The following is a 20,063-nucleotide window of genomic DNA, read 5'->3' as shown; positions in this document are numbered from 1 at the left end:
GGCCCTGACCGCAGATCACGGATCAAGGCTTTTGCGTCAAGCGCCGTGCGGTTACCAGATCTTGCTGGGCGGCGGCGGCCTGACCGGTCTTGTTATACAGTACCGCTCGCTCGCGATATGTTCCGGGAAAGCCCGGATTGAGCTGAATGACCCGGGTAAAGTCCCCAATCGCCGCCTCGGCCTGGCCCTGCTGAGCACGCAGCAGGCCGCGGTTGTAGTAGACCTGCCACACGTTGGGGTTGAGGGCGATGGCCGCATCATAGTCGGCCAGGGCTCCGGCTCGGTCCCCGTCTTGCTGTCGGAGCAGACCGCGATTGATATGGGCTTCGTAGAGGCTGGAGTCGCGCTCAAGGGCAGCGGTAAAGTCTTCGCGCGCGCCGCTCTTGTCACCGGTGTTTAGGCGCAGGACGCCGCGGTTGTTCCAGGCCTGGGCCTGCGAGGCGTCCAGCTCGATGGCGTGGTCGAGGTCTGCACGGGCCTCTGCGGTATGCCCGGCGTTGAGGTTCAGCTCGCCCCGCAGTGCGTAGGCCTGGGCATAGGATGGGTCCAGCTCGATCGCACGGTTGAGGTCCTGTAGCCGGTGAGGTGTGTTTGCGTGGTCGGCCTGCTGGGCGCGGTTAAAGTAGGCCACGTAGTTGTCCGCATCAGCCGAGATGGCGCGCCCCCAGAGCGTCTCGGCATTCTCCCAGACCGTGCATTGGCGCACGGTGAGCATGGCCAGCACCGCCAGGGCCATCGCCATGGCAACCGCGTGCAGCTTTTGCTGCTCGGGCCAGCGCTGCCCGGCGAACCGTCCAGCAGCTGTGACACCGACGGCGAGGACGATCCCAGCCAGATAGGTGTAGCGGTCGGCCGCGAGTTGCGGGCCACTCTGAGCCAGCCCCGAGACCGGCGCGAGCAGCACCAGAAAGATCAGCCAACCGGTCAGCAAGCCCGGTGCGCGTCGGGCTCGCGCGATCAGTAGGGCGGTGATCGCCAGTGTAACGGCTGCTCCCGCGAGCATGCTCGCTGTCCACGGGCTAAAGTCTTTTGGCAGCAGGTAGAGGGGGGAGAGATTCAGCGGCCATGCCGTCTGCCCGAGATAAAAGGCCGGGCTCCAGATGGCCTGGACGAGCCGCGCAGCTACGCCGTGCTCGGCGAGCGTGGCCATAGCCTGCTCGGACTGGGCCCATGCTGCCAACAGGGCCGCGCCCAGCGCCAGCAATGCGAAGGGAAGCAGCCGGACAATGATTTTCCCAAATGCACGCTGCCGTAGCGGGTAAAGGCACAGGATAAACAGTACCGCCGGGTAGACGATCCCCCAGGCCTTGGAGAGCAGCGAGAGGGCGAAGGCGATCAGACTGAGCGCATAGAAGAGCCCGAGCCGCTCAGGTTTCTGCTGTGAGCGCAGCCAGGCCAGCAGGCTGAGTAAAAGGAAGAACAGTGCGAGTACGTCCCGGCGCTCCGTGACCCACACGACGGACTCGACGCGCAGCGGATGCAGCGCATAGAACAGCGCTCCGGCGACGGCCCAGTAGAGCCCGCGTCGTCCACCATCGGGCAGCAGGCAGGTGATGAGCAGAAAAACGAGCGCAGCGTTAACCGCGTGCAGCAGGAGGTTGACTGCGATATAGCCGCGCGGGTGCAGCCCGTCGGCAGTGTAGTTGAGCGCGTAGCTGAGCCACGTCAGCGGCTGATAGTGCCCCGCGTGGCGGCTGCTTGCCATCCACCCCAGGTGCTCCGCATCGAGCCCGCGAAAGTGCTCGTTGGCGGTGATGTTCAGCTCGTCGTCCCAGACAAAGCCGTTCCCCAGCGCGGGCAGAAACGGCAGCAGTGCTAAAATAGCTACTGCCAGCGCAAGCGGCCAGCGGGGCAGGGAGTGGGCGGGAGCGTTCATCGGAAGTCCCATGCTTGGGAAAAAAGGTTGGCAAGCAAGCCCGCACTCCCCACCGTCGCCGTATGAAGGTACTGGTAACCGGCGGGGGAGGTTTTCTGGGCCGCCATGTGGTCGGTCGGCTGCTGGCGCGCGGTTATACCGTGCGCAGTCTTGGCCGTTCGGCCCAGCCGGAGTTGGTCGCTCAGGGCGTCGAGGTTATTCAGGGCGACATCGCCGATGCCGAGGCGGTGGACCGCGCCGTGGCCGGGACCGATGCGGTCTTTCACGTCGCCGCCAAGGCCGGAGTCTGGGGGGCGCGTGAGGACTACTTTAACGCCAATGTCCTGGGCACTCGCCATGTGCTGGCCGCCTGTGCCCGCCACGGCGTCAAGCGCCTCGTCTACACCAGTACGCCCAGCGTGGTCTTTACCGGCGAGGCTTTTGCCGGGGCGGACGAATCGCTGCCCTACGGGAAAAACTGGCTCTGCCCCTACCCGGAAACAAAGGCTCAGGCTGAGCAGGAAGTGCTCGCAGCCAATGGCCGTGACGGCCTCCTTACCTGCGCCTTGCGGCCGCACTTGATCTGGGGCGTGGGCGACCCGCACATCGTGCCGCGCCTGGTCGATCGTGCCCGCCGGGGGCGTCTGCGTATCGTCGGCGACGGTAAGAACCGCGTGGACATCACCCACGTTGCGAATGCAGCTCTCGCCCACGTGCTCGCACTCGATGCGCTGGACAAGGGCACGGCCGCGGGCTGCGCGTACTTTCTCTCACAGGGTGAGCCGGTCGTGCTCTGGGACTGGATCAACAACCTGCTCAAGCGTCTGGGCGAGCCACCGGTCAAACGCTCGATCTCCGCCAAAACTGCCTACCGTGTGGGCAGCTCGCTGGAGTGGATTTACGATAAGTTTTGCCTGCCCGGTGAGCCTGCTATGACGCGCTTCGTGGCCGTCGAGCTTTCCAAGGACCACTGGTACGACATCACCGCCGCCCGTCGCGACCTCGGCTACGCACCCGAAGTTTCCACCGAGGCAGGCGTGGATGAATTGGTGGCGGACTGGAAACGTAACCGGAGTTAAAGCGGGCTTACGCAGCCCAGACCTGCAGTGCGTGAGCGCACCGGACATTCAGGGGCGGTGTACCTTCATGGCATTTTCTCCTGAAAATGCCAGAGTGACTGGAAGAATCAGGAGTGTAGGACTCGCCCTGCCGGGGCAGCGACTGCAAGGAGCGATGGGGCACAGCCCCATCAATGTCCCGTGCGGTCACGCACTTGGCGTTGGCGGACGGCCTCGAAGAGCACGACTGCGGCGCTGACGGAGACGTTGAGCGAGTCGCCGTGGCCCTGTAGCGGGATTTGGATACTGGCGTCCGCCTCTTTGAGCCAGAGATCGCTCAGCCCCTCGGCCTCGCTGCCCATGAGCAGGGCGGAGGGCGCGGCCAGGTCGGCGCTCCAGTGGGGGAGGGTGGCCGCCGGGGTGGTGGCGTAGAGCTTGATCCCACGGGCGCGCATCCATGCCAGCGCGGCCTGTGGCTCCATCGCGATGACGGGAAAGGTAAAGACCAGACCGCGCGAGTTGCGGATGGCGTGCGGGTTGTAGAGGTCTGCGCCTCCGCTGACGATGACGGCGTCGGCTCCGGCGATTTCCGCACTGCGGATGATGGCGCCAAGGTTGCCGGGCTTTTCCACGCCCTCCAGCAAGACGATGAGCGGGGCCTCGCTGAGAGCGAGTATGTCTGGGCTGCGCTCGGGCGCTTCGAATACCGCGATCAATCCGTCCGGGCCTTCGCGCCCAGCAAGTTTCTCAAAGACCGACTTGGGCACGCGAAAGGTTTCCGTGGCGGCCTCTGTCAGCTGCCCCGCCAGCTCGCGCTCGTACCCGGCGTACTCGGGGCACTGCCAGCACTCTACGCAGGTGAGCCCTGCCTCCAGGGCGCGGGCCAGCTCCAGCCGCCCTTCGACGAGGAACTGCCCGGTGGCGAGGCGGCCCTTACGCTCGCGCAGGCGTATGCTCTGCTTCAGGCGGGGGTTCTGGCGCGAAGTGATTTCAGTGACGGGCATGGTGATCGAAAACGGCAGCTTAGCGGCGAACGCGTCCGCGTCAACCGGATGCGCCATGCGGGGTGGTATCTTTTTCAAACTCCATCGCATCCTTGGGTTCCGCTTGATCGGCGAGCTGTCCGGCGTGTGTGCATTTGCTTTGACGCGCGGTGGGGCGGCGGAAATAGTTCTGCCCTTTGGGACTATGAGCACGCCGCAGACACCGAAGCATTTTAACCCCGAGCCCTTCGCCTACCATCAGGAGCTGGAGCTGCGTGTGGATACGCTGACCAACCTCGGCTCCGGGCTGGGGCGTGTGGACGGCTGGGTGGTCATGGTGCCCTTTGCGCTGCCGGGCGAGCTCGTCCGTGCGCGTGTGTACCGTAACCATAAACAGCACTCGGAGGCGGATCTCATTGAGGTGGTGGAGCCCTCGCCCGAGCGCGTGCAGCCGCGCTGCCAGCTTTTCGGCCGCTGCGGCGGCTGCCAGTACCAGCACATGAGCTACCCCGCGCAGCGCGAGTGGAAGCGCCAACAAGTCGGCGAACTGCTGGTCAAACTGGCGGGCATCACCCACCCGGTGAACCCCACCCACGGCTCGCCGCGCGAGTACCACTACCGCTCGAAGCTCACCCCGCACTACCCGAAGCCTTTTAAGCCCAAGCCCGGTGGCGAGGGGCCGCCGCGTGAGCTGCCCATCGGTTTCCTGCATCAGGGGCAGCGCAACCGCATCGTCGATGTGCCCGCCTGTCCGATCGCCACCGAGGCGATTAATGAAGCCATGCCGACTGAGCGTAAGCGCATCCGCGAGCGCTCGGCCAAGCTACGCAAGGGCGGTACGCTCCTGCTGCGGCATACGCTGGAGGGGGTGACGACGGACAACAAAGAGTCGGTGTCCGAGAAAATCGGCTCCACCGTGTTCCAGTTTCTGGCCGGTGATTTCTTCCAGAACAACCCGTTCATCCTGCCCGAGCTGATCGACTTTGTGATGGAGCGCGCCCGTATCGACGGCGTGCGCTATCTGGTGGATGCCTACTGTGGCGTCGGTGTTTTCGCGCTCTGCGGCGCCCGACACTTTGAGCGGGTGGCCGGGGTGGAGGTCAATGCCAGCGCGGTGAAGTGGGCTAACGCCAACGCCGCCATCAACGGCATTTCCAACGCCGAGTTCCTCATCGGCGAGGCCGAGTCGATCTTCTCCACGATCAATTTCCCCGGCGATGAAACGGCCATGATCATCGACCCGCCGCGTGCCGGTTGTGATGAGGCCTTTATCCGCCAGCTGCTGGAGCTGGGGCCCCGCCGCGTGGTGTATGTCTCCTGCGATCCGGCCACGCAGGCCCGCGACTTAAAGATGCTCCTGGCCGGTGGCTATGGGCTGGAAGAGGTGCAGCCCTTTGACCTGTTCCCGCAGACCCGCCACATCGAGAACGTCGCCGTCCTCACCAGGACCGGATTGCACCCGGGGCATTGATGGCTCAGCCTTAGGCAGAGCCATGGGCAACGGTGGTTGCCGCCGGCTCAAACGAACTCCGCATATTCCATACTGTTTGAGTGCGGAACCTGTAGGTAAATCACTAGCGATGCGGCAGCGCCCCTCAATGTCCCGTGCAGTTACGCAACGCGCAACCTCGGACGGCTAGTGCTCGTCTGGGGCAGCGGGCGCAGTCCCGGTTTCCTTTTTGATCAGGGCGGCGGTTGGGCGCCGGTCAAAGCTGCGTTCGATCTCGCCCATGATATGGTTGAACTGCGCAAAGGCGGCATCGGCATCGTCACTGATGACGGTGAAGCGCACCTTGAGGTAGCGGTCCTTGTAGGCAGTAAGAATCGTGAACGACTGGCGCAGGTCTTGATTGGTGTTGGGGCCATTGGCCTTGTCGGTCTGGCGGTAGGAGACGCGCCCGAAGAGGAGCGGCACCTCCTCGCCCCACAGGTCCATCTTTCCCTGCCCGAATTGCGGCTTTGACACATCGGCGTAGTAGCCGCGGCGCTGCATTTCGTTGATACCTGCGAATACCATGGCGAACTCCTTGCTCGCGGCGTCGGACAGGCCGGTGCCCAGGTCCTGCTGCCCGTTGTCGTAGAAATAGATGTCGAGCTTGTCGGAGCTGTCGGGCCGCTGGTAGCTCACGCTGAAGCCCGCGTCCGGGTTGTCATAAACAGTGACACCCATCAGTTCCCATTCTCCCAGGTCACGGGGAAAGTCCGCGCCGTGGCACAGGCTGAGGGTGAAAGTCAGAAGGAGAGTCGTCAGTAGGGCTTTAAGCATGATGGCATGGGTTGAGTTACGTGCGAAAGGTTGTCGCTGGCTTGATGAACCTGCTAACGAAACTCGCCCAGGCTCATGACTTCCACTGAGGGTAGAGCTGGTCGTCGCGGCGCAGGCCGACCGGGGTGCCCAGAATCTCGTAGTGCAGGACGGCGCGGCGTACGCTCTCGGGGTCCTTGAGCTCCTGCTTGATGCTGCTGCGCATCGATGAAAAGGAGTGGCCCGTGCTCCGTTTCTTCAGAATCGGTTTTGCCCGTTGGCTCTGGGAGATCTTTTCACGCGATTGGCGGCGGATGGCCTCTGCCCGCTGCTCAGCCTCCTTGGCCTCCCTTTGGCGGGCCTCCAGCTGGGCCATCAGCTCCTGAGTTGGGTCGCGGTAGTCCGTATATGTCGGCTCCGGCATGCGCTGGCGGCGGTGGGCCACTTCGCGCGGAGAGGTCATGGGCCGCGGAGCCTCCAGCGGGGACGGTGTCCGCTCAGCCGTGCGCCGGATGGGCGGCGGCTGGTGGGCGGGCTGGAATTCAGACTCTTCCTGCTGCTGGGGGACCGTACCTCCGCGACGCTCGGCGATCTTGCGGCGGATTTCCTCCTGGATCCGGCGTGTGCGCTCAGCGTCGTCGTTAGAGGGGTGGTCCAGCGGCGTGTAGTTGCGTCGCGGTGCCTCTTCTTCCTCGCCCTCACCCTGCTTTTTCTTGGCCAGCGAGATGGCGGCATTGATGGCCCAGATGACAAAGACCACGACGGGCACGAGCCATTCTTCGAGGGAAGCGGTGTATACCATGGTGATCAGAGGTCAGGGTTCAGGGCGAGGAGGCAGGCAGGGTTAACCCTGCGGGTTGGAGTCTTCCTCAGGCTTGGAGATGGATTCGCGCATCGCGGTGTCCGACTGGATATTCTGCAGGCGGTAGTAGTCCATGAAGCCCATCTTACCGGAGCGCAGGGACTCGGCCAGCGCGAGCGGCACCTCGGCCTCGGCTTCGACGACCTTGGCCTGCATTTCCTGCACCCTGGCCTTCATCTCCTGTTCGAGGGCGACGGCGGCGGCGCGGCGGATTTCGGCCTGGGCCTGGGCCATGTTCTTGTTGGCGATGGCCTGGGCTTCCTGCAGCTTGGCCCCGATGTTATCGCCCACGTCCACGTCGGCGATGTCGATGGAAATAATCTCAAAGGCCGTGCCTACGTCGAGGCCGCGCTCAAGCACGTTTTTGGAGATGCGGTCCGGGTTCTCCAGCACAAATTTGTAGCTCTCGGCCGAGCCGATGGTGGTGACGATCCCCTCACCGACACGGGCGATGATGGTTTCCTCAAGGGCGTTACCGACATAGTGGTCGAGGTTCGAGCGCACGGTCACACGGGCGCGGGCTTTGACCTGGATACCGTCCTTGGCCACACCGTCGATGGTGTTGCGGCCGGAGCCGGGGGCGGGGCAGTCGATGACCTTGGGGTTAATCGAGGTGTGGACGGCCTCCATGACGGATTTGCTCGTGCCCTTGGTGGCGAGGTCGATGGCGCAGGCCTTGTCCCACTCCAGGAAGATCCCGGCCTTCTTGGCGTTAATGAGCGCCTGCACGGTCTCGATGATGTTACCACCGGCCATGTACTGGGTTTCGATCTGGTTGATCGACAGGTCGATCCCGGCCTTTACGGACATGATGCGGGCATCCACGATGTGGGAGTAGGGCAGGCGCCGGAAAAAGCGCATGGCAATCAGTGTGCCGATGCTGACCTGTGCGCCCGAGGAGAGGGCCTTCATCCAGACGGTGAAGAAGGAAACAAAGACGAAAAACAGTACCAGGACGATCAGGCCAAGGATGGCGAGACCGACGAGAGCGACGGGATTTGCTGCGAGTGCGGGTGAGATCATGGGAGTGGTTTTATGATGAGTTTAAAGCTTTCGACGCGCACGACCTCGATGGCGGCGCCTCTGGAGACATAGCCTCCCTGTGCGGAGGCTTCGTAATTCTGCTTACCTATGCGGACCCTGCCCGAGGGGGCCATGGTTGTCAAGGCGGTCCCCTGCTGGCCGACGAGTGAGTCGTCACCGGCGGGGGTGTTGGCGCCGCCCTTGATCGAGCCCTCGGAGCGCAGGAACTTACCGACGCCTTTACTGCTGAGGAACTTCAGCTCGATGATAAAAAAGGCTACGCTGAGAATGAGTGAGCCGACCAGCACCGCAATGCCCGGCACCAGCCCATAGCTGTCATAGGTCAGGTACGAGGCTCCCAGCAGACAGCCAAAGCCCAATATGCCGAGAATCCCGCCTGGCAGAAAAATCTCCAGGAAGAACAGGACTAGCGCGATGACGATGAGAGCGATAATGAGGGTCATGGCTATGAGTCTAAAGGTTCCACCACGAGCGCGAAGGTTGCACGGCTGACGACGACGACCGGCTGTCCACGGCGGATTTCGCCGTTCTGGCAGCGGGCTTGATAGGTTTGGCCGTCGATCTCCACTGTCCCCATTGGGTGCAGGTCGCGCACGACGATGCCCGTAGCGCCCGCTTCAGGTAGTGTGGTCTGACCGGCGCTGGTGCTGCCTCCATGGGCATCTACTTCAGAGACACCGTTGATCGCGCCCACTGAGATGAAGCGCTTGAAGAGCGATGAGCCGGGCAGGAAGCGCCAGATCAGCGCCAGGCCGACTCCGGTCAACACGAGGGCGATGAGGCCGTTTTGCAGGGCGTCGAGCATGGCCTCGCGGCTGATCGTGAAGCCTCCGTCCGGCGTAGGCCAGATGTCGGCCATGGACCAGATGATGGCGGCGGCGATGCTGAGCAGCCCCAGGATGACGGGCAGCATGACACCGGGGAAGAAAAAGAGCTCCAGCGCGATGAGGATCACGCCAAGGATGAACAGCAAGATGGGCTCATTACCGGCGAGCCCGGCAAAGCTGTTACTCAAGAATGCGACCACAACGAGCGCAATCCCGATCCCTCCGATCAGCCCGAAGTGCGGCGTCTTGATCTCGATGATGATCATCAGGATGCCGATCGAAATCAGCACCGGCGCAATGGCGGAGAACCACTTGGCGAACTCCTCGGACCAGCTGAGGTGAAACTCGCGGATGTGGTAATTTCCCTCGCCGTAGCGGTCCATCAGGAGTTGGTCCACATCGTCCACGATCCCGGCAGCCAGCAGTGGCTGGGGTGGGTTGCCGTATTGCTTGGCGGCTTCGGTGGCGGTCAGGGTGAGCAGCTCGCCCTCGGGTTTGATCAGGTCGCCGTCGATTTCGAGGGTAAAGGTCGGGTCCATCATGGCGCGCTGCACATCGGCCCGGTAGCGGTGTGTCTCGGAGAGTACGCGCACGACGGCCCGCAGGTAGCTGTTGATCTTGCGCTGCATGCTCTCGTCGATGTCTCCGCCCTGGCCGGTGACGGCCTCGGCTGCGCCCATCTTGCCCTTGGGGGCGAAGTAGATGGCGTCGGTGGCCACGGCGATGTAGGAGCCCGCGGAGATGGCGTCCTTATCGACAAAGGTGATGGTCTCGCCCTCAAAGTTGTCCAGCGCCTCCATCATTTCGAGGGTGGTGTCCAGACGCCCGCCGGGGGTGTCCATCTGGAGGATGACGGTTTCGACGCCGTTCTCGATGGCGTCCTTGAGGGCGCGGCGCAGGATGAAAAGCTGAGGCGGGCCGATGGGCCCCTCGATGGGCACGACATACACGTCGAAACCGCCTTCGGGGATCACAAGCGGTACAGGCTCTGTGACCTCTGCCACGTCGGCTGCGGCTTCGCTCTCAACGGTTGTCGTATCATCGGTCTCGGCGTCAGACGATGCTTGGGTTTTATCCACTTCCGACGCTTGCTCAGCGGGGGCCATAGCCTCGGTTGGCTCTGGCGAGGGGGCGACATCGTCGCCAGCCAGCGAGATCCTTAGCGGACCCAACAGGAACAGGAGAGTGACAAACAGAAATACCCGGGGGGACATGGTATGCGTACAGGCTAGGGGGCCTACGGCGAAAAGCAAGGCGAAGCGGACGTTATCCTTTGCGGGAATGGCTTTTATGACGGTTTTACCGATGGGCGGTAATTTCGCTTTATCGGGGGGCGCAGACACTCTAGCCTGCCTCCCATGCTGGAAACCATCGACATGAACGGCCACCCGGTGCGCAAATGGCAGGTCGGAGCCTCCACGTTTATCGCTTACCCGGAGGCCGGGGCACGCCTGATGAACTGGCACCTGTGCCTGGCCGATGGGAACTACCGCGATGTCATTCACTGGCCCGAGGATGCAGACCTGGACAATATCGCGCATGTGCGCGGCGGTAACCCGGTGCTGTTCCCTTTCTCCGCTCGCACCTTTGACCGTGGCGACATCGGCTATTGGCGCGCACCCGATGGCGAGCGCCGCCCGATGGCTATGCACGGCTACGCGCGTCAGGGCCGCTTCGAGATCATGACCGAGCACGACCACGGTTTTGCCGCCAAGCTGATCCCCTCCGAGGAGTGCAAAGTGGCGTACCCGTACGACTTCAGCTTCATCGTGCGCTATCGCTTCGAGCAACTGGCGTTCTATGTCGATTACGAGCTGGAAAACCACGGCTCCACCGCTATCCCGTGGTCAGCCGGGCATCATTTTTACTTCTCTCTGCCGTGGCATGACGGCCTCTCGCGCAAAGACTACCAGCTCAGCGCCCCGGCCAAGAAAGCGTTCCACCAGGACGGAGAGGGCAAGCTTGTCCCGGTCAAACCCTTCCCGGAGGCGGCGGGCTTTGATGAAGAGATTCTCGTGGACCTGATCCGCTGCAAGCTCAAGAGCAACGAGGTACGCTTCGGGCCGCGCGGGGGCGAGGAGGACATCCTCATCCGCATCGGTGACCAGAAAGTCCCGGCTCCGTGGACGACGCTCGTCTCCTGGACAATGAGCGACGACAGCCCGTTCTACTGCGTCGAGCCCTGGATGGGGCCGCCCAACAGCCCAGAGCTTCAGAAGGGCCTGCACTTCGTCGAGCCGGGTAAGAGCGAAGTCTTCTCGGTCGCGGTCTCGCTGGCCTGATTTTCTGCCTTCAAGGGGCACAAAAAAGACCGCCTCGTAGGAGGCGGCCTTTTTGAAATCTGAAATCAGAAGGGAGCTTATTCACCGTCGCCTGCTTCGGCTTCGGTCATGCTCTCGGCTGAATCATCAGCGACCGGTGTGTTATCCGGTGTTTCGACATTGGCCGGTCCGGCACTGACGGGGGCGGTCGTCTCAGCAGCGGCAGGAGCCGTGGCTGCTTCAGGGGCCACCGTGGCTGCGAGTTCCGGTGTCTTACCGATCAGGCGGTCTGCCTGGGAGCCCCAGGGGCCTTGCGGGTCGAGGGTGCTGGCCTGCTGCAGGTAGCTGCCGGCAGCGTCGTAGTCCTTGGCGGACAGGGCGAGCACACCCAGATCAAAGGTCGCCTCGGCACGGATGGCGGAAAGTGCCTTGGTGTCACTGCTCAGGCTGGTGAGTAGCGCCTTCCCGGCCTCTGTCTGACCATCCTGAATGACAGCCATGGCCTCACCCAGGCGGGCGCGGCCCTGCACGTAGGTGTCCGTCAGCGAAGCAGCGGCATCTTTGTAAAGATCGGCGGCGGTGGAATAGTTACCGTCCTGGTACTGCTTGTCGGCAGACTGCAAAAGGGCAAAGCCGGCCAGCGGTTTGCCGACGTACTTCTGGCCAAATTCGTTCAAGGCCTCGGGGGTGTCGGCTTGGATGTAGGCTTCCTGCATGGTACGGACGGCGCTGCGCTGGTACATGTGGTAGCCCTGCACCCCGATGACGCCCAGCAGGACGATGACCACGAGGGCGTAAATCGAGTTCTTGTACTTGTTCCAGAACAGCCAGACCTGGTCCTCGATGTCGGCCTCCTTGAAGGCATCGTCGATGTGTACGAGGTTGCGGTCGTCGCCCTTGGAGGCGTCCTTGTGGAGACGGCGGTCGGCCTCCTCGAGGTCCTTGCGGTCGAAGCGCGGATCGTTGAGGATGTCGTCCTTTTTCTTCTTATGCTTTTTCGGGGGGCGGTTCATGGTATCTGGAAAAGGGGCGCACTCTTGGCCACCGCGCCCGCCAAGTCAATACCGGGTTGCACCCGGCGGCATGGATGGGGCTATGCCCCGGCGGGACCAGTCCTGCATCTGTGATCCTGGCGGATCACTGATACCTCCGCTGAGGTGGAGGCAGGGTACTTCTAAAATACAATTGTGAGTAGATGCGCGCCCCCGGGGGTAGCGACTGCAAGGAGCGTAGGGGCGAAGCCCCTTAATGCCAGCGGGGGCACCCCGCTAGTCGAAGACGACGGTCTTGTTGTGGTAGACGAGGATGCGGTTCTCCAGATGCCAGCGGATGGCCTGCGCGAAGACGGTTTTCTCCAGGTCGCGACCACGGCGCACGAGATCCGGCGGACCGTGACGGTGGTTGATGCGGGCCACGTCCTGCGCGATGATCGGCCCCTCGTCGAGGTCGGCGGTGGCGTAGTGGGCGGTGGCTCCGATCAGCTTGACGCCCCGCTCGTAGGCCTGGTGGTAGGGCTTGCCGCCGGCAAAGGCGGGCAGGAAGCTGTGGTGGATGTTAATCACCGGGCAGCCCACATTTTTGAGGAAAGACTCGCTCAGGACCTGCATGTAGCGGGCCATGATCACCAGCTCGGCCCCGGTCTCGCGGAGGATTTTTACCTGCTGGGCCTCGGCCTCGGCCTTGGTCTCGCGGGTGACGGGGATGTAGTAAAAGGGCAGCCCGTAGGCCTCCGTGGCGGCGGCGAGGGTCTCGTGGTTGGAGACGACGGCGACGAGCTCACCCGGCAGCTCCCGGGCCCGGAAGCGCAGGATGATGTCGTGAAAGCAGTGGTCGATCTTTGAGACCATGATCGCGACCTTGGGGCGGTCGGTAGAGAGCACGACGCGGGCATTCATGCCCAGGATGCCCTCGGCCATGGCGAGAAACGCGGTGCGCTCCTCCTCGATGTCCCCGGCGGGGACCCACTCCACGCGCTGGAAAAACACCTCGGCTTCGTTGTCGCGGTGCTGGTCGGCGTGGATGATGTTGCCTTGGCGCTCGTAGATCCAGCCCGCGACGCGGGCGACCAGACCGGGTTGGTCCGGCCCGGAGAGCAGGGCGATAATGCTGGGCGGTTTCATGAAAGCTCACCAGCTAAGCCGAATCTTTCCGCAAGGTAAAGGCTGCGTTTAGGGCAGGAGATGAGTCTGAAGAGCGAAGACTATCCTGAAAGCTCAGCCTCGTACTTACGCCTGCGTTTCCTCAAAGTCCTCCTGGATGACGTCCACCTGGTGGAGCCAGAGGTTGGCGTAGTGGCCCTGTTGGAGCAGGAGTTCGTCGTGGGTACCTTGCTCGATGATCTTGCCCTTTTCGAGGACGACGATCTTGTCGGCCTTGCGGACAGTGGAGAGGCGGTGGGCGATGATGAGGACCGTGCGGTCCGCCATCAGGTTGTCCAGTGCGCTCTGGATCTGGCGCTCGGTGATGGTGTCCACCGAGGCGGTGGCCTCGTCGAGGATGACCAGCGGCGGATTCTTTAAAAGCACGCGGGCAATGGTCAGGCGCTGTTTCTCGCCCTGGGAGAGGCGGATGCCTTTCTCGCCGATGTTGGTGTCCATTCCCTCGGGCAGGCGCTGGACAAACTCCCATGCGCTGGCCCCCTCAAGGGCGGCGCGGAGCTGCTCCTCGGAGGCGTCTTCGCGGGCGAGCAGGAGGTTTTCGCGGACGGAGCCCTCGAAGAGGAAAGGCTCCTGCGCGACGTGGCCGATTTGGCCGTGGACATCGTGCAGGGAAAGCTCGCGGATGTCCGTGCCGTTGACCAACACGGCGCCGGAGGTGGCGTCGTAGGCGCGCATGGCGAGGTTGGCCACGGTGGACTTACCGGCGCCGGTGTGGCCGACCAGAGCGGTGACCTTGCCCGGCTCCAGCGTGAGGTTAAAGTTTTCCAACACAGCGGGGCGACCCGGATAGCGGAAGTCGATATTGTCGAACTTCACCTCGATGTTCCCGGCGGGGAAGGGCTGCGGCGTGGGCGGATCGTCCACCTCGACTTCGGCGTCGATGATCTCAAAGACGCGGTCGCCGGAGGCCTTACCGGAGGCGAGCATCTGGTTGAGCATGGTCAGGCGCCACAGCGGCATGTAGAGCATCTGCGCGTAAAAGAAGAAGGCGAACAGCTCGCCGACGGTGAAGCCCTTGTCGTGGATGATCAGGTAGCCCCCGGCGGCGAACACCGCCACCATGCCAAGGCTGGCCACGAACTGGCTGCCGGGCATGTAAAAGGACCACAGGAACATCGTCTTGAGCGTCTTGCCGCGCAGGTCCTCGGCCTGTGCTTCGAAGCGTCGGGACTCGCGCTCCTGCAGGGCAAAGGTCTGGATCATGCGGTTACCCTGGATGTCCTCGACCAGCAGGGCGTTGAGGTTGGCGGCGGACTTACGCACCGCGCTCCAGTGGCGGCGGGACTTTTTCGCGTAGTGATAGGCCCACCAGAGGACGAAGGGCAGCGGCAGCACCACCCAGAAGGCCAGAAACGGCTGCATGAGGAACATCATCACGGTGATGCCGACGACCTGCACCAGCACGGTCGTCCCCTGCTCGGTGCCATCCAGCAGCGCGCGCTCGACGTTGTTGACGTCGTCCACCACGCGGGAGGCGATTTCGCCGCTTTTGCGCTGGTCGTAGAAGGACACAGGCAGGCGCAGAAGCTTGGCGTGGATGTCGCGGCGCATGTCCAGCAGCACCTTCTGCTCCAGGATGTTGTTCACCCGGATACGGAAAAAGTTAAACAGCTCGCGGCCGAAGAAGCAGCCCAGAATCAGCGTCACGCTGACCCACATGCCGACCATGTTGGCCGCGCCGAGGTCGTTGATGAGCGTCTCAATCGAGCGAGGAATCGCCAGGGTGAAGGCCACTGAGAGCACAGCAAACAGGATCGTCAGCCAGTAAAGCAGCCGGTAGCGGAAAAGGTATTGGGCGACACGCCAGATGGTTTTCATGGAAAAGAGTCAGCTAAGCACGTTTTTGCACTTTGTCCAAACAATGCTTGGATTATTGAGTTTTAGTCTCAGTCCTGGCGTGGGAATAGATTGCGCTGTGAGACTGGTTCGCATACTGCTGTACCTGCTTGAGAATATCTATAATGAAAAATTGCCTATTATCTTACCTGGCGGTCGGTGTGCTGCTGGCGGGTATCGTCTTTTCTCCGGAAGCCCGGGCTGACGTGGTCGATGGGACCGGCTACACGCTGGATGTGCCCCAGGGCTGGCTGGCCATTTCCTCCAGCTCCCGAAGCGATCTTATGGTGATCGATGTCACCACTGAGCAGCGCGATGAGCGCCGGGGCATGGTGGTTGTCAAAACCGGGGAGCTCGCTGATGGCGTCACCCCGCAGCAGTGGCTGGATAAAAAGACCGCTCAGCTCCGTAAGCGCGGGGTCGAGCTGGAAGACTACTCGGCGCAGAAAGTCGCCGGGTATGATGCCTACCAATGCTCAACCGAAATGCTCTTTGAAGGCATGGTGGGCTACGTGGACAGCTTTGTCGTCTTTAAGGACGCCGCGATCTACGAGATCACCTGCGTGACCCGTGAGGGCGATGACCCGACCGTTCGCGAAACCCTGCTAGGGGTCGCCGATTCCTTTACACTCAAGGACAAGTAAGGCGGCAGGACCGGGTTGCCTGCCCGACTCACATCCCAACTGGAGCTAATCAATATTTACATTAATTGACCCGCCCCTTTGTTACCTGGTAGTCGGTCGTTACTCGGGGATGAGGACACGGTTAACTGCCAGTTGATGGAATGAGAAATAAGAACAATAGGGCAATGAATGCTAAGAAAAGTATGACTCTCCAAAACAGTAGCTTGGGCTCAGCCCTGTACTTAACATATGCAAACACGCAAAGGCTGAAAGATACTATGTAAAAGAGTCCCGGTGTAGGACCTACGGGAATAGATAAATCATACTTAAAGCTAATAATAAAGCGCACCAGCAGGCCAAACTCAATAGCAAGGAGTATCAAAGCTATATATTTGTGGATGTCCTTATTTGTAATGGATTTCATTATGCTGGTGAGTGGTGACTTGCTGTGGCCCACTAGTCGTGTCCCCTGTCCCCACCTGTCAGCTGGCCAGCGAACGCAGTGAGCGTAGGGCGAAGCGATAAATGTCGAGTGCGGTCACTCACCGATGGGCACAGCCCCATCATTGCTGCTCCAGCCGGAGTGCCCGCAGGGTGCGGCGCGTGGGGTAGGCACGCAGTGCCGTAGGGGCGAAGCCCCTCAGTGTCCCGTGCGGTCACGCACCGTGGGCGATGGCACCGGCGTAGGTGTAGCCGCCACCAAAGGCGACCAGGCCGTACTTGGCGCCAGGGCTGATGCGGTGGAGGTTTTCTTCCAGACACAGCGGGATGGAGCTGGAGGAGGTGTTACCGGCCAGCTTGACATTACGCCAGACGCGCTCCGGATCGATGTGGAGCTGACGGGCGACGGCGTCGAGGATGCGGTCATTGGCCTGGTGGGGGATGATGCCCTCCAGGTCGGTCGGCGGCGTGTCGCACTGTTCGCAGACCGTTTCGAGCATCTGACGCATCTTGCGCACGGCCTTCTGAAAGACCCGGCCCCCGCTCATCGAGATTTTATGGGTGGCATCGGGCAGCGGCACAGAAAGGAACTCGCCGGTTTCGCCTTCGCCTGAGAGGGCGGGGCGGTGGAGCCAGAACTTGGGCTTGTCCGCGATGGCGGGGCCCTCAAGAAGTGTGGCCGTGGCGGCGTCGCCGAAGAGGATCGCGGTGTCGTAGTCCTCCATATCCAGCAGCGAGCTCATCACCTCGGAGGTGACCATGAGCACGCGTGCGTCCGGGCGGCTGCGCAGGAAATCATGCGCGATGGAAAGTCCGTAAATGTAGCCGGAGCAGGCAGCACTGATGTCAAAGGCCGGGCACTCGTGGTCGCCGCCGATGGAGTGCAGCAGGCGACAGGCCAGAGAAGGCGTGGCCAAGTCGGGCGTGGTGGTCGAGCAGATCACCATGTCGATGTTATCGACCGACATATCGAGGTTGCTGAGCAGGCGCGTGGCGGCGTCCACCGCGAGGGTGAGGACCGTCTCGCCCTTGGCCACCCACGGGCGTGAGTGGATACCACACTGGCGGATGAGCTTTTCCTCGGAGCTGTCGGGGAAGCGCTGCAGCAGCTCGGCGTTGGAGACCTGGCGCGAGCCTCGCGATGAAGCGATGCCGCTGATGCCGATAAAGTGTTCCTTCGGAGCCACGATGGCGGGCGCCTCAACGGAGGCGGCAGCCTGGATCGGCTTGGCGGGCTCAGAGAGCAGGTAAGGGGTTTCCTTGACGCGGCGGGCAGAGTCGGCGGCGGCGGCGATTTCGTTGGCCACGCGCAGGCGCAGGATGGGTGTACCGATCTGGACGGTCCCTCCGGCCTCGACGAGGATTTCCTCGACGGTCCCGCTCTGCGGAGAGAGCAGGTCGGCGGCGGCCTTGTCGGACTCGAAGACGCCCAGCACGTCGTCCACCTTGACCTCTTTGCCCGGCTCGGTCAGCCATTCGGCGATGGTGACGGAGTCGTCGGAGGCGGAGACCCCAATGGCCTCGATGGTGAAAAGTTCGTCGTTTTCGTCGGCTTCGCGATTCCAGCCGATCTCAAGCTTGAGCAGGTCGGCGGCGGCGGTCACGATGCTGCGCACGGAGGGCAGCGTCTCCAGGTGGCTGGGGAAGTGGAAGGGCACGTAGGTGTCGGGGCGTGCCACGCGGCGGACGGCCACGGGGTTTTGAGCGGCCTCCACGACGGCGGCGCAGATTTCCGCACCGGGGCCATAGGAAAGCGAGTCCTCGTGCACGACGACGAGCCGCCCGGTCTTTTCGGCCCACTTGGTCACGAGAGGCTTATCCCAGGGGCTGAGGCTGCGCAGGTCGATGACAGCGGCGCTCACGCCGAGCGAATCCAGCGCGGCGGCGGACTGCTCACACAGCGGGAGGGTGTTCCCCCAGCCGACAAGGGTCAGGTCCGTGCCTTCACGGGTGACACGTGCACGCCCGGCGGGTACCCAGTGCCTATCAATGTCAGCAGAGGTGCACAGGCTGCGGTTGTTGAGAAGGTTTTTCGGGTAAAAGAAGACCGTGGGACGGCGTGAGGCGAAGGCCGCGCGGAGCATCCCGGCAGCATCGCCGGCATTGGAGGGCATAAACACGTCCACGCCGGGGCTGTGGGCGGCGATAGCCTCCATGGTCTGCGTGTGGGTCGGTCCGGTGCCGGGGCGGTAGCCGCCGCAGGAGACCATGATGATGACCGGGCACTCCCACTCACCGGCACTGCGCCAGTAGGTGATGGCCAGCTCACTGTGGAACTGGTTGTAGACCAGTGGGAAAAAGTCTGCGAACTGGACGAAGGCCACCGGCTGACCGCCAGCCATGGACCGGCCAATGGCGGTGCCTAGGATGGTGGACTCGGCCAGGGGCGAGTTGCGCACGCGTCCGGGATGAGCGGTGGAAAGGCCCTTGGTCACGCCGAAGGCGTCGCCCTTGGGGTCCTCGATGTCTTCCCCGTACAGGCTGACGGCGGGATTGCTGTCGAGCTGTTCCTTGAGGACCTCGACGATGGCTTCGCGCATGGACAGGTCGCTGGCGCCGTCCTTGCCGGTGTATTCCTTATTGGAAAGGTAGTGCGAGGAGAGGGGGCGCTTGACCTCGGGGGCCAGTGCGGGGGCCGGGACCTTGCGGGAGTCCTCGGCGGCGGCTTCGGCCAGCTTGCGGCATTCCTCGTCGATCTCCTTGATCTCGTCCTCGGAGATGCCGAGCTCGGGCAGCTTCTTGGCCAGCAGGGAGATCGGGTCGGCTTCCTCGGCGATCTTTTCGATCTGCTCGGGGGTGCGGTAAAGGCTCTGATCGTCGGCGTTGGAGTGGCTGCCGAGGCGCTCGGTCTCCAGCAGGACAAGGGCGGGGCCCCGGTCTTCACGCATCTTCGAAACGACCTTTTCGAAGCCAGCGCGGGTGCCCAGAGCATCGCGGCCGTTGAGGAGAGTCATCTCCATCCCGAAGAGCTCGTAGTGCTTCTTACCGTTGGGCAGGTTGTAGAAGGTCTTACCCTCGGTCAGGGTCGAGAGGGCGAAATGGTTGTCCTGGATGACGAAGAGGACCGGGAGCTGGTCCCGGACGGCTTCGGCCACGGCCTCGAAAAAGTCCCCCTGCTGGGTGCTGCCTTCCCCGATCGAGCAGTACACGATAGGCTTCTCCGGCTGGTCCTTGACCTCGGCGGCGACACCGACCGAGGGGAGCAGGTTATTGGAGACGGCGGTGGGCATGGTCATCACATGCAGCTCGCGGTCGGAGTGCATGGTGTTGAGCTGGCGGCCCTTGGAGCTGGAGCGCGCATTCCCGAAGAGCGCGTCAAAGATCGTCTCGGGCTTGATGCCTCGGGCCAGCTGGAGGGCGCGGTCACGGTAGTGGCAGTGGAGCCAGTCCTGAGGGCCGAGAAACTCGTTCAGGGAGGCCATGGCTTCGTGCCCGGCACATTGTACGTGGAAAAAGGCCTCCCCGCGCTTGATCAGGCGGGCTTCGAGTTTTTCAACTTCGCGTGACAGGCGCATCCACCGGTAAAGGGCGCGTACGGCGCCGGCATCGGGAGCGGCGGATTCGCTGGAGGCTTGGGAAGAGGTGTGCAGTGGTTGCTTCAAGCAAGTATCCTAGGTTAGTCTTGGCTGTTCCTCAGGAACGTCCAGGGGCCCGTCATCGGGCGCTGTTTAGCCGGTATGCGTGGTATTTACAGTGTGCGGATGAATCAATGGTTGGCAAATAGTCGATGAAGTTAATCAGCGGACCGTCATTTTGACAGCCAAATGCTCAAAGGTTCCCTCCGGCCAGAGCCAGGAAGGACTAAAGACGGTAACAGATAGAGGCTTTACGGCCCGGAAACCAGTCTTTTTTGAGGGGGGCGAATCACC

Annotated in this window: 15 protein-coding genes; 4 read left to right on the top strand and 11 right to left on the bottom strand. The window is 62.7% G+C overall.

All coding sequences use genetic code 11. From position 1 onward, the window contains the following. Window positions 1-22: 22 nt before the first annotated feature. Entirely contained in the window at window positions 23-1,876 is a 1,854-nt protein-coding gene (locus K0V07_RS03240) for a tetratricopeptide repeat protein (RefSeq protein WP_220623100.1), read from the bottom strand. A 62-nt stretch (window positions 1,877-1,938) separates the two neighbouring features. Between K0V07_RS03240 and K0V07_RS03235 the strand changes: the two genes are divergently transcribed. Next, entirely contained in the window at window positions 1,939-2,934 is a 996-nt protein-coding gene (locus K0V07_RS03235) for an NAD-dependent epimerase/dehydratase family protein (RefSeq protein ID WP_220623099.1), read from the top strand. 170 nt (window positions 2,935-3,104) lie between these two features. Here the strand turns inward: K0V07_RS03235 and K0V07_RS03230 are convergent, their stop codons facing one another. Continuing rightward, window positions 3,105-3,974, bottom strand: coding sequence for an RNA methyltransferase (locus K0V07_RS03230; protein ID WP_220623098.1), 870 nt, complete (start codon window positions 3,972-3,974; stop codon window positions 3,105-3,107). Between the two features lie 127 nt (window positions 3,975-4,101). Between K0V07_RS03230 and K0V07_RS03225 the strand changes: the two genes are divergently transcribed. Further along, on the top strand, window positions 4,102-5,367 hold the full coding sequence (locus K0V07_RS03225; protein WP_220623097.1) for a class I SAM-dependent RNA methyltransferase: 1,266 nt from the start codon (window positions 4,102-4,104) through the stop codon (window positions 5,365-5,367). A 165-nt stretch (window positions 5,368-5,532) separates the two neighbouring features. Here the strand turns inward: K0V07_RS03225 and K0V07_RS03220 are convergent, their stop codons facing one another. The 5 genes from K0V07_RS03220 to K0V07_RS03200 form a co-directional block, all read right to left on the bottom strand. Then, on the bottom strand, window positions 5,533-6,162 hold the full coding sequence (locus K0V07_RS03220; protein ID WP_220623096.1) for a hypothetical protein: 630 nt from the start codon (window positions 6,160-6,162) through the stop codon (window positions 5,533-5,535). 73 nt (window positions 6,163-6,235) lie between these two features. Continuing rightward, a complete protein-coding gene (locus K0V07_RS03215; protein ID WP_220623095.1) occupies window positions 6,236-6,943 on the bottom strand; it encodes a hypothetical protein in 708 nt (235 codons plus the stop codon). Between the two features lie 42 nt (window positions 6,944-6,985). Next, a complete protein-coding gene (gene floA / locus K0V07_RS03210; RefSeq protein WP_220623094.1) occupies window positions 6,986-8,026 on the bottom strand; it encodes a flotillin-like protein FloA in 1,041 nt (346 codons plus the stop codon). Beyond that, window positions 8,023-8,490: an NfeD family protein gene (locus K0V07_RS03205; protein ID WP_220623093.1), complete on the bottom strand. Its 468-nt coding sequence runs from the start codon at window positions 8,488-8,490 to the stop codon at window positions 8,023-8,025. Before K0V07_RS03205 ends, floA begins: the two co-directional genes overlap by 4 nt. A gap of 2 nt (window positions 8,491-8,492) precedes the next feature. Continuing rightward, window positions 8,493-10,088, bottom strand: a complete 1,596-nt coding sequence (locus tag K0V07_RS03200; protein ID WP_220623092.1) for an NfeD family protein — start codon at window positions 10,086-10,088, stop codon at window positions 8,493-8,495. Window positions 10,089-10,232: 144 nt separating this feature from the next. On the opposite strand from K0V07_RS03200, the gene K0V07_RS03195 reads away from it, so the two are divergent. After that, window positions 10,233-11,156, top strand: coding sequence for a hypothetical protein (locus K0V07_RS03195; protein ID WP_220623091.1), 924 nt, complete (start codon window positions 10,233-10,235; stop codon window positions 11,154-11,156). A gap of 77 nt (window positions 11,157-11,233) precedes the next feature. On the opposite strand, the gene K0V07_RS03190 is transcribed toward K0V07_RS03195, so the two are convergent. The 3 genes from K0V07_RS03190 to K0V07_RS03180 all read right to left on the bottom strand — a co-directional run bounded on the left by K0V07_RS03190 (window position 11,234) and on the right by K0V07_RS03180 (window position 15,112). Next, a complete protein-coding gene (locus K0V07_RS03190) occupies window positions 11,234-12,148 on the bottom strand; it encodes a tetratricopeptide repeat protein (RefSeq protein ID WP_220623090.1) in 915 nt (304 codons plus the stop codon). A 255-nt stretch (window positions 12,149-12,403) separates the two neighbouring features. Further along, window positions 12,404-13,255, bottom strand: a complete 852-nt coding sequence (purU, locus tag K0V07_RS03185; protein ID WP_220623089.1) for a formyltetrahydrofolate deformylase — start codon at window positions 13,253-13,255, stop codon at window positions 12,404-12,406. A gap of 105 nt (window positions 13,256-13,360) precedes the next feature. After that, entirely contained in the window at window positions 13,361-15,112 is a 1,752-nt protein-coding gene (locus tag K0V07_RS03180; RefSeq protein WP_220623088.1) for an ABC transporter ATP-binding protein, read from the bottom strand. Between the two features lie 143 nt (window positions 15,113-15,255). Between K0V07_RS03180 and K0V07_RS03175 the strand changes: the two genes are divergently transcribed. Then, the gene (locus K0V07_RS03175; RefSeq protein ID WP_220623087.1) at window positions 15,256-15,774 is read left to right on the top strand and encodes a hypothetical protein; all 519 of its coding nucleotides are present in this window, start codon (window positions 15,256-15,258) and stop codon (window positions 15,772-15,774) included. 635 nt (window positions 15,775-16,409) lie between these two features. Here the strand turns inward: K0V07_RS03175 and K0V07_RS03170 are convergent. After that, complete coding sequence (locus K0V07_RS03170; protein ID WP_220623086.1) at window positions 16,410-19,796, bottom strand: beta-ketoacyl-ACP synthase 3; 3,387 nt, start codon at window positions 19,794-19,796, stop codon at window positions 16,410-16,412. Window positions 19,797-20,063 lie beyond the last annotated feature (267 nt).

Source organism: Ruficoccus sp. ZRK36 (genome assembly GCF_019603315.1).
GTDB lineage: Bacteria > Verrucomicrobiota > Verrucomicrobiia > Opitutales > Cerasicoccaceae > Ruficoccus.
This window is presented reverse-complemented; position numbering and strand designations above follow the sequence as displayed.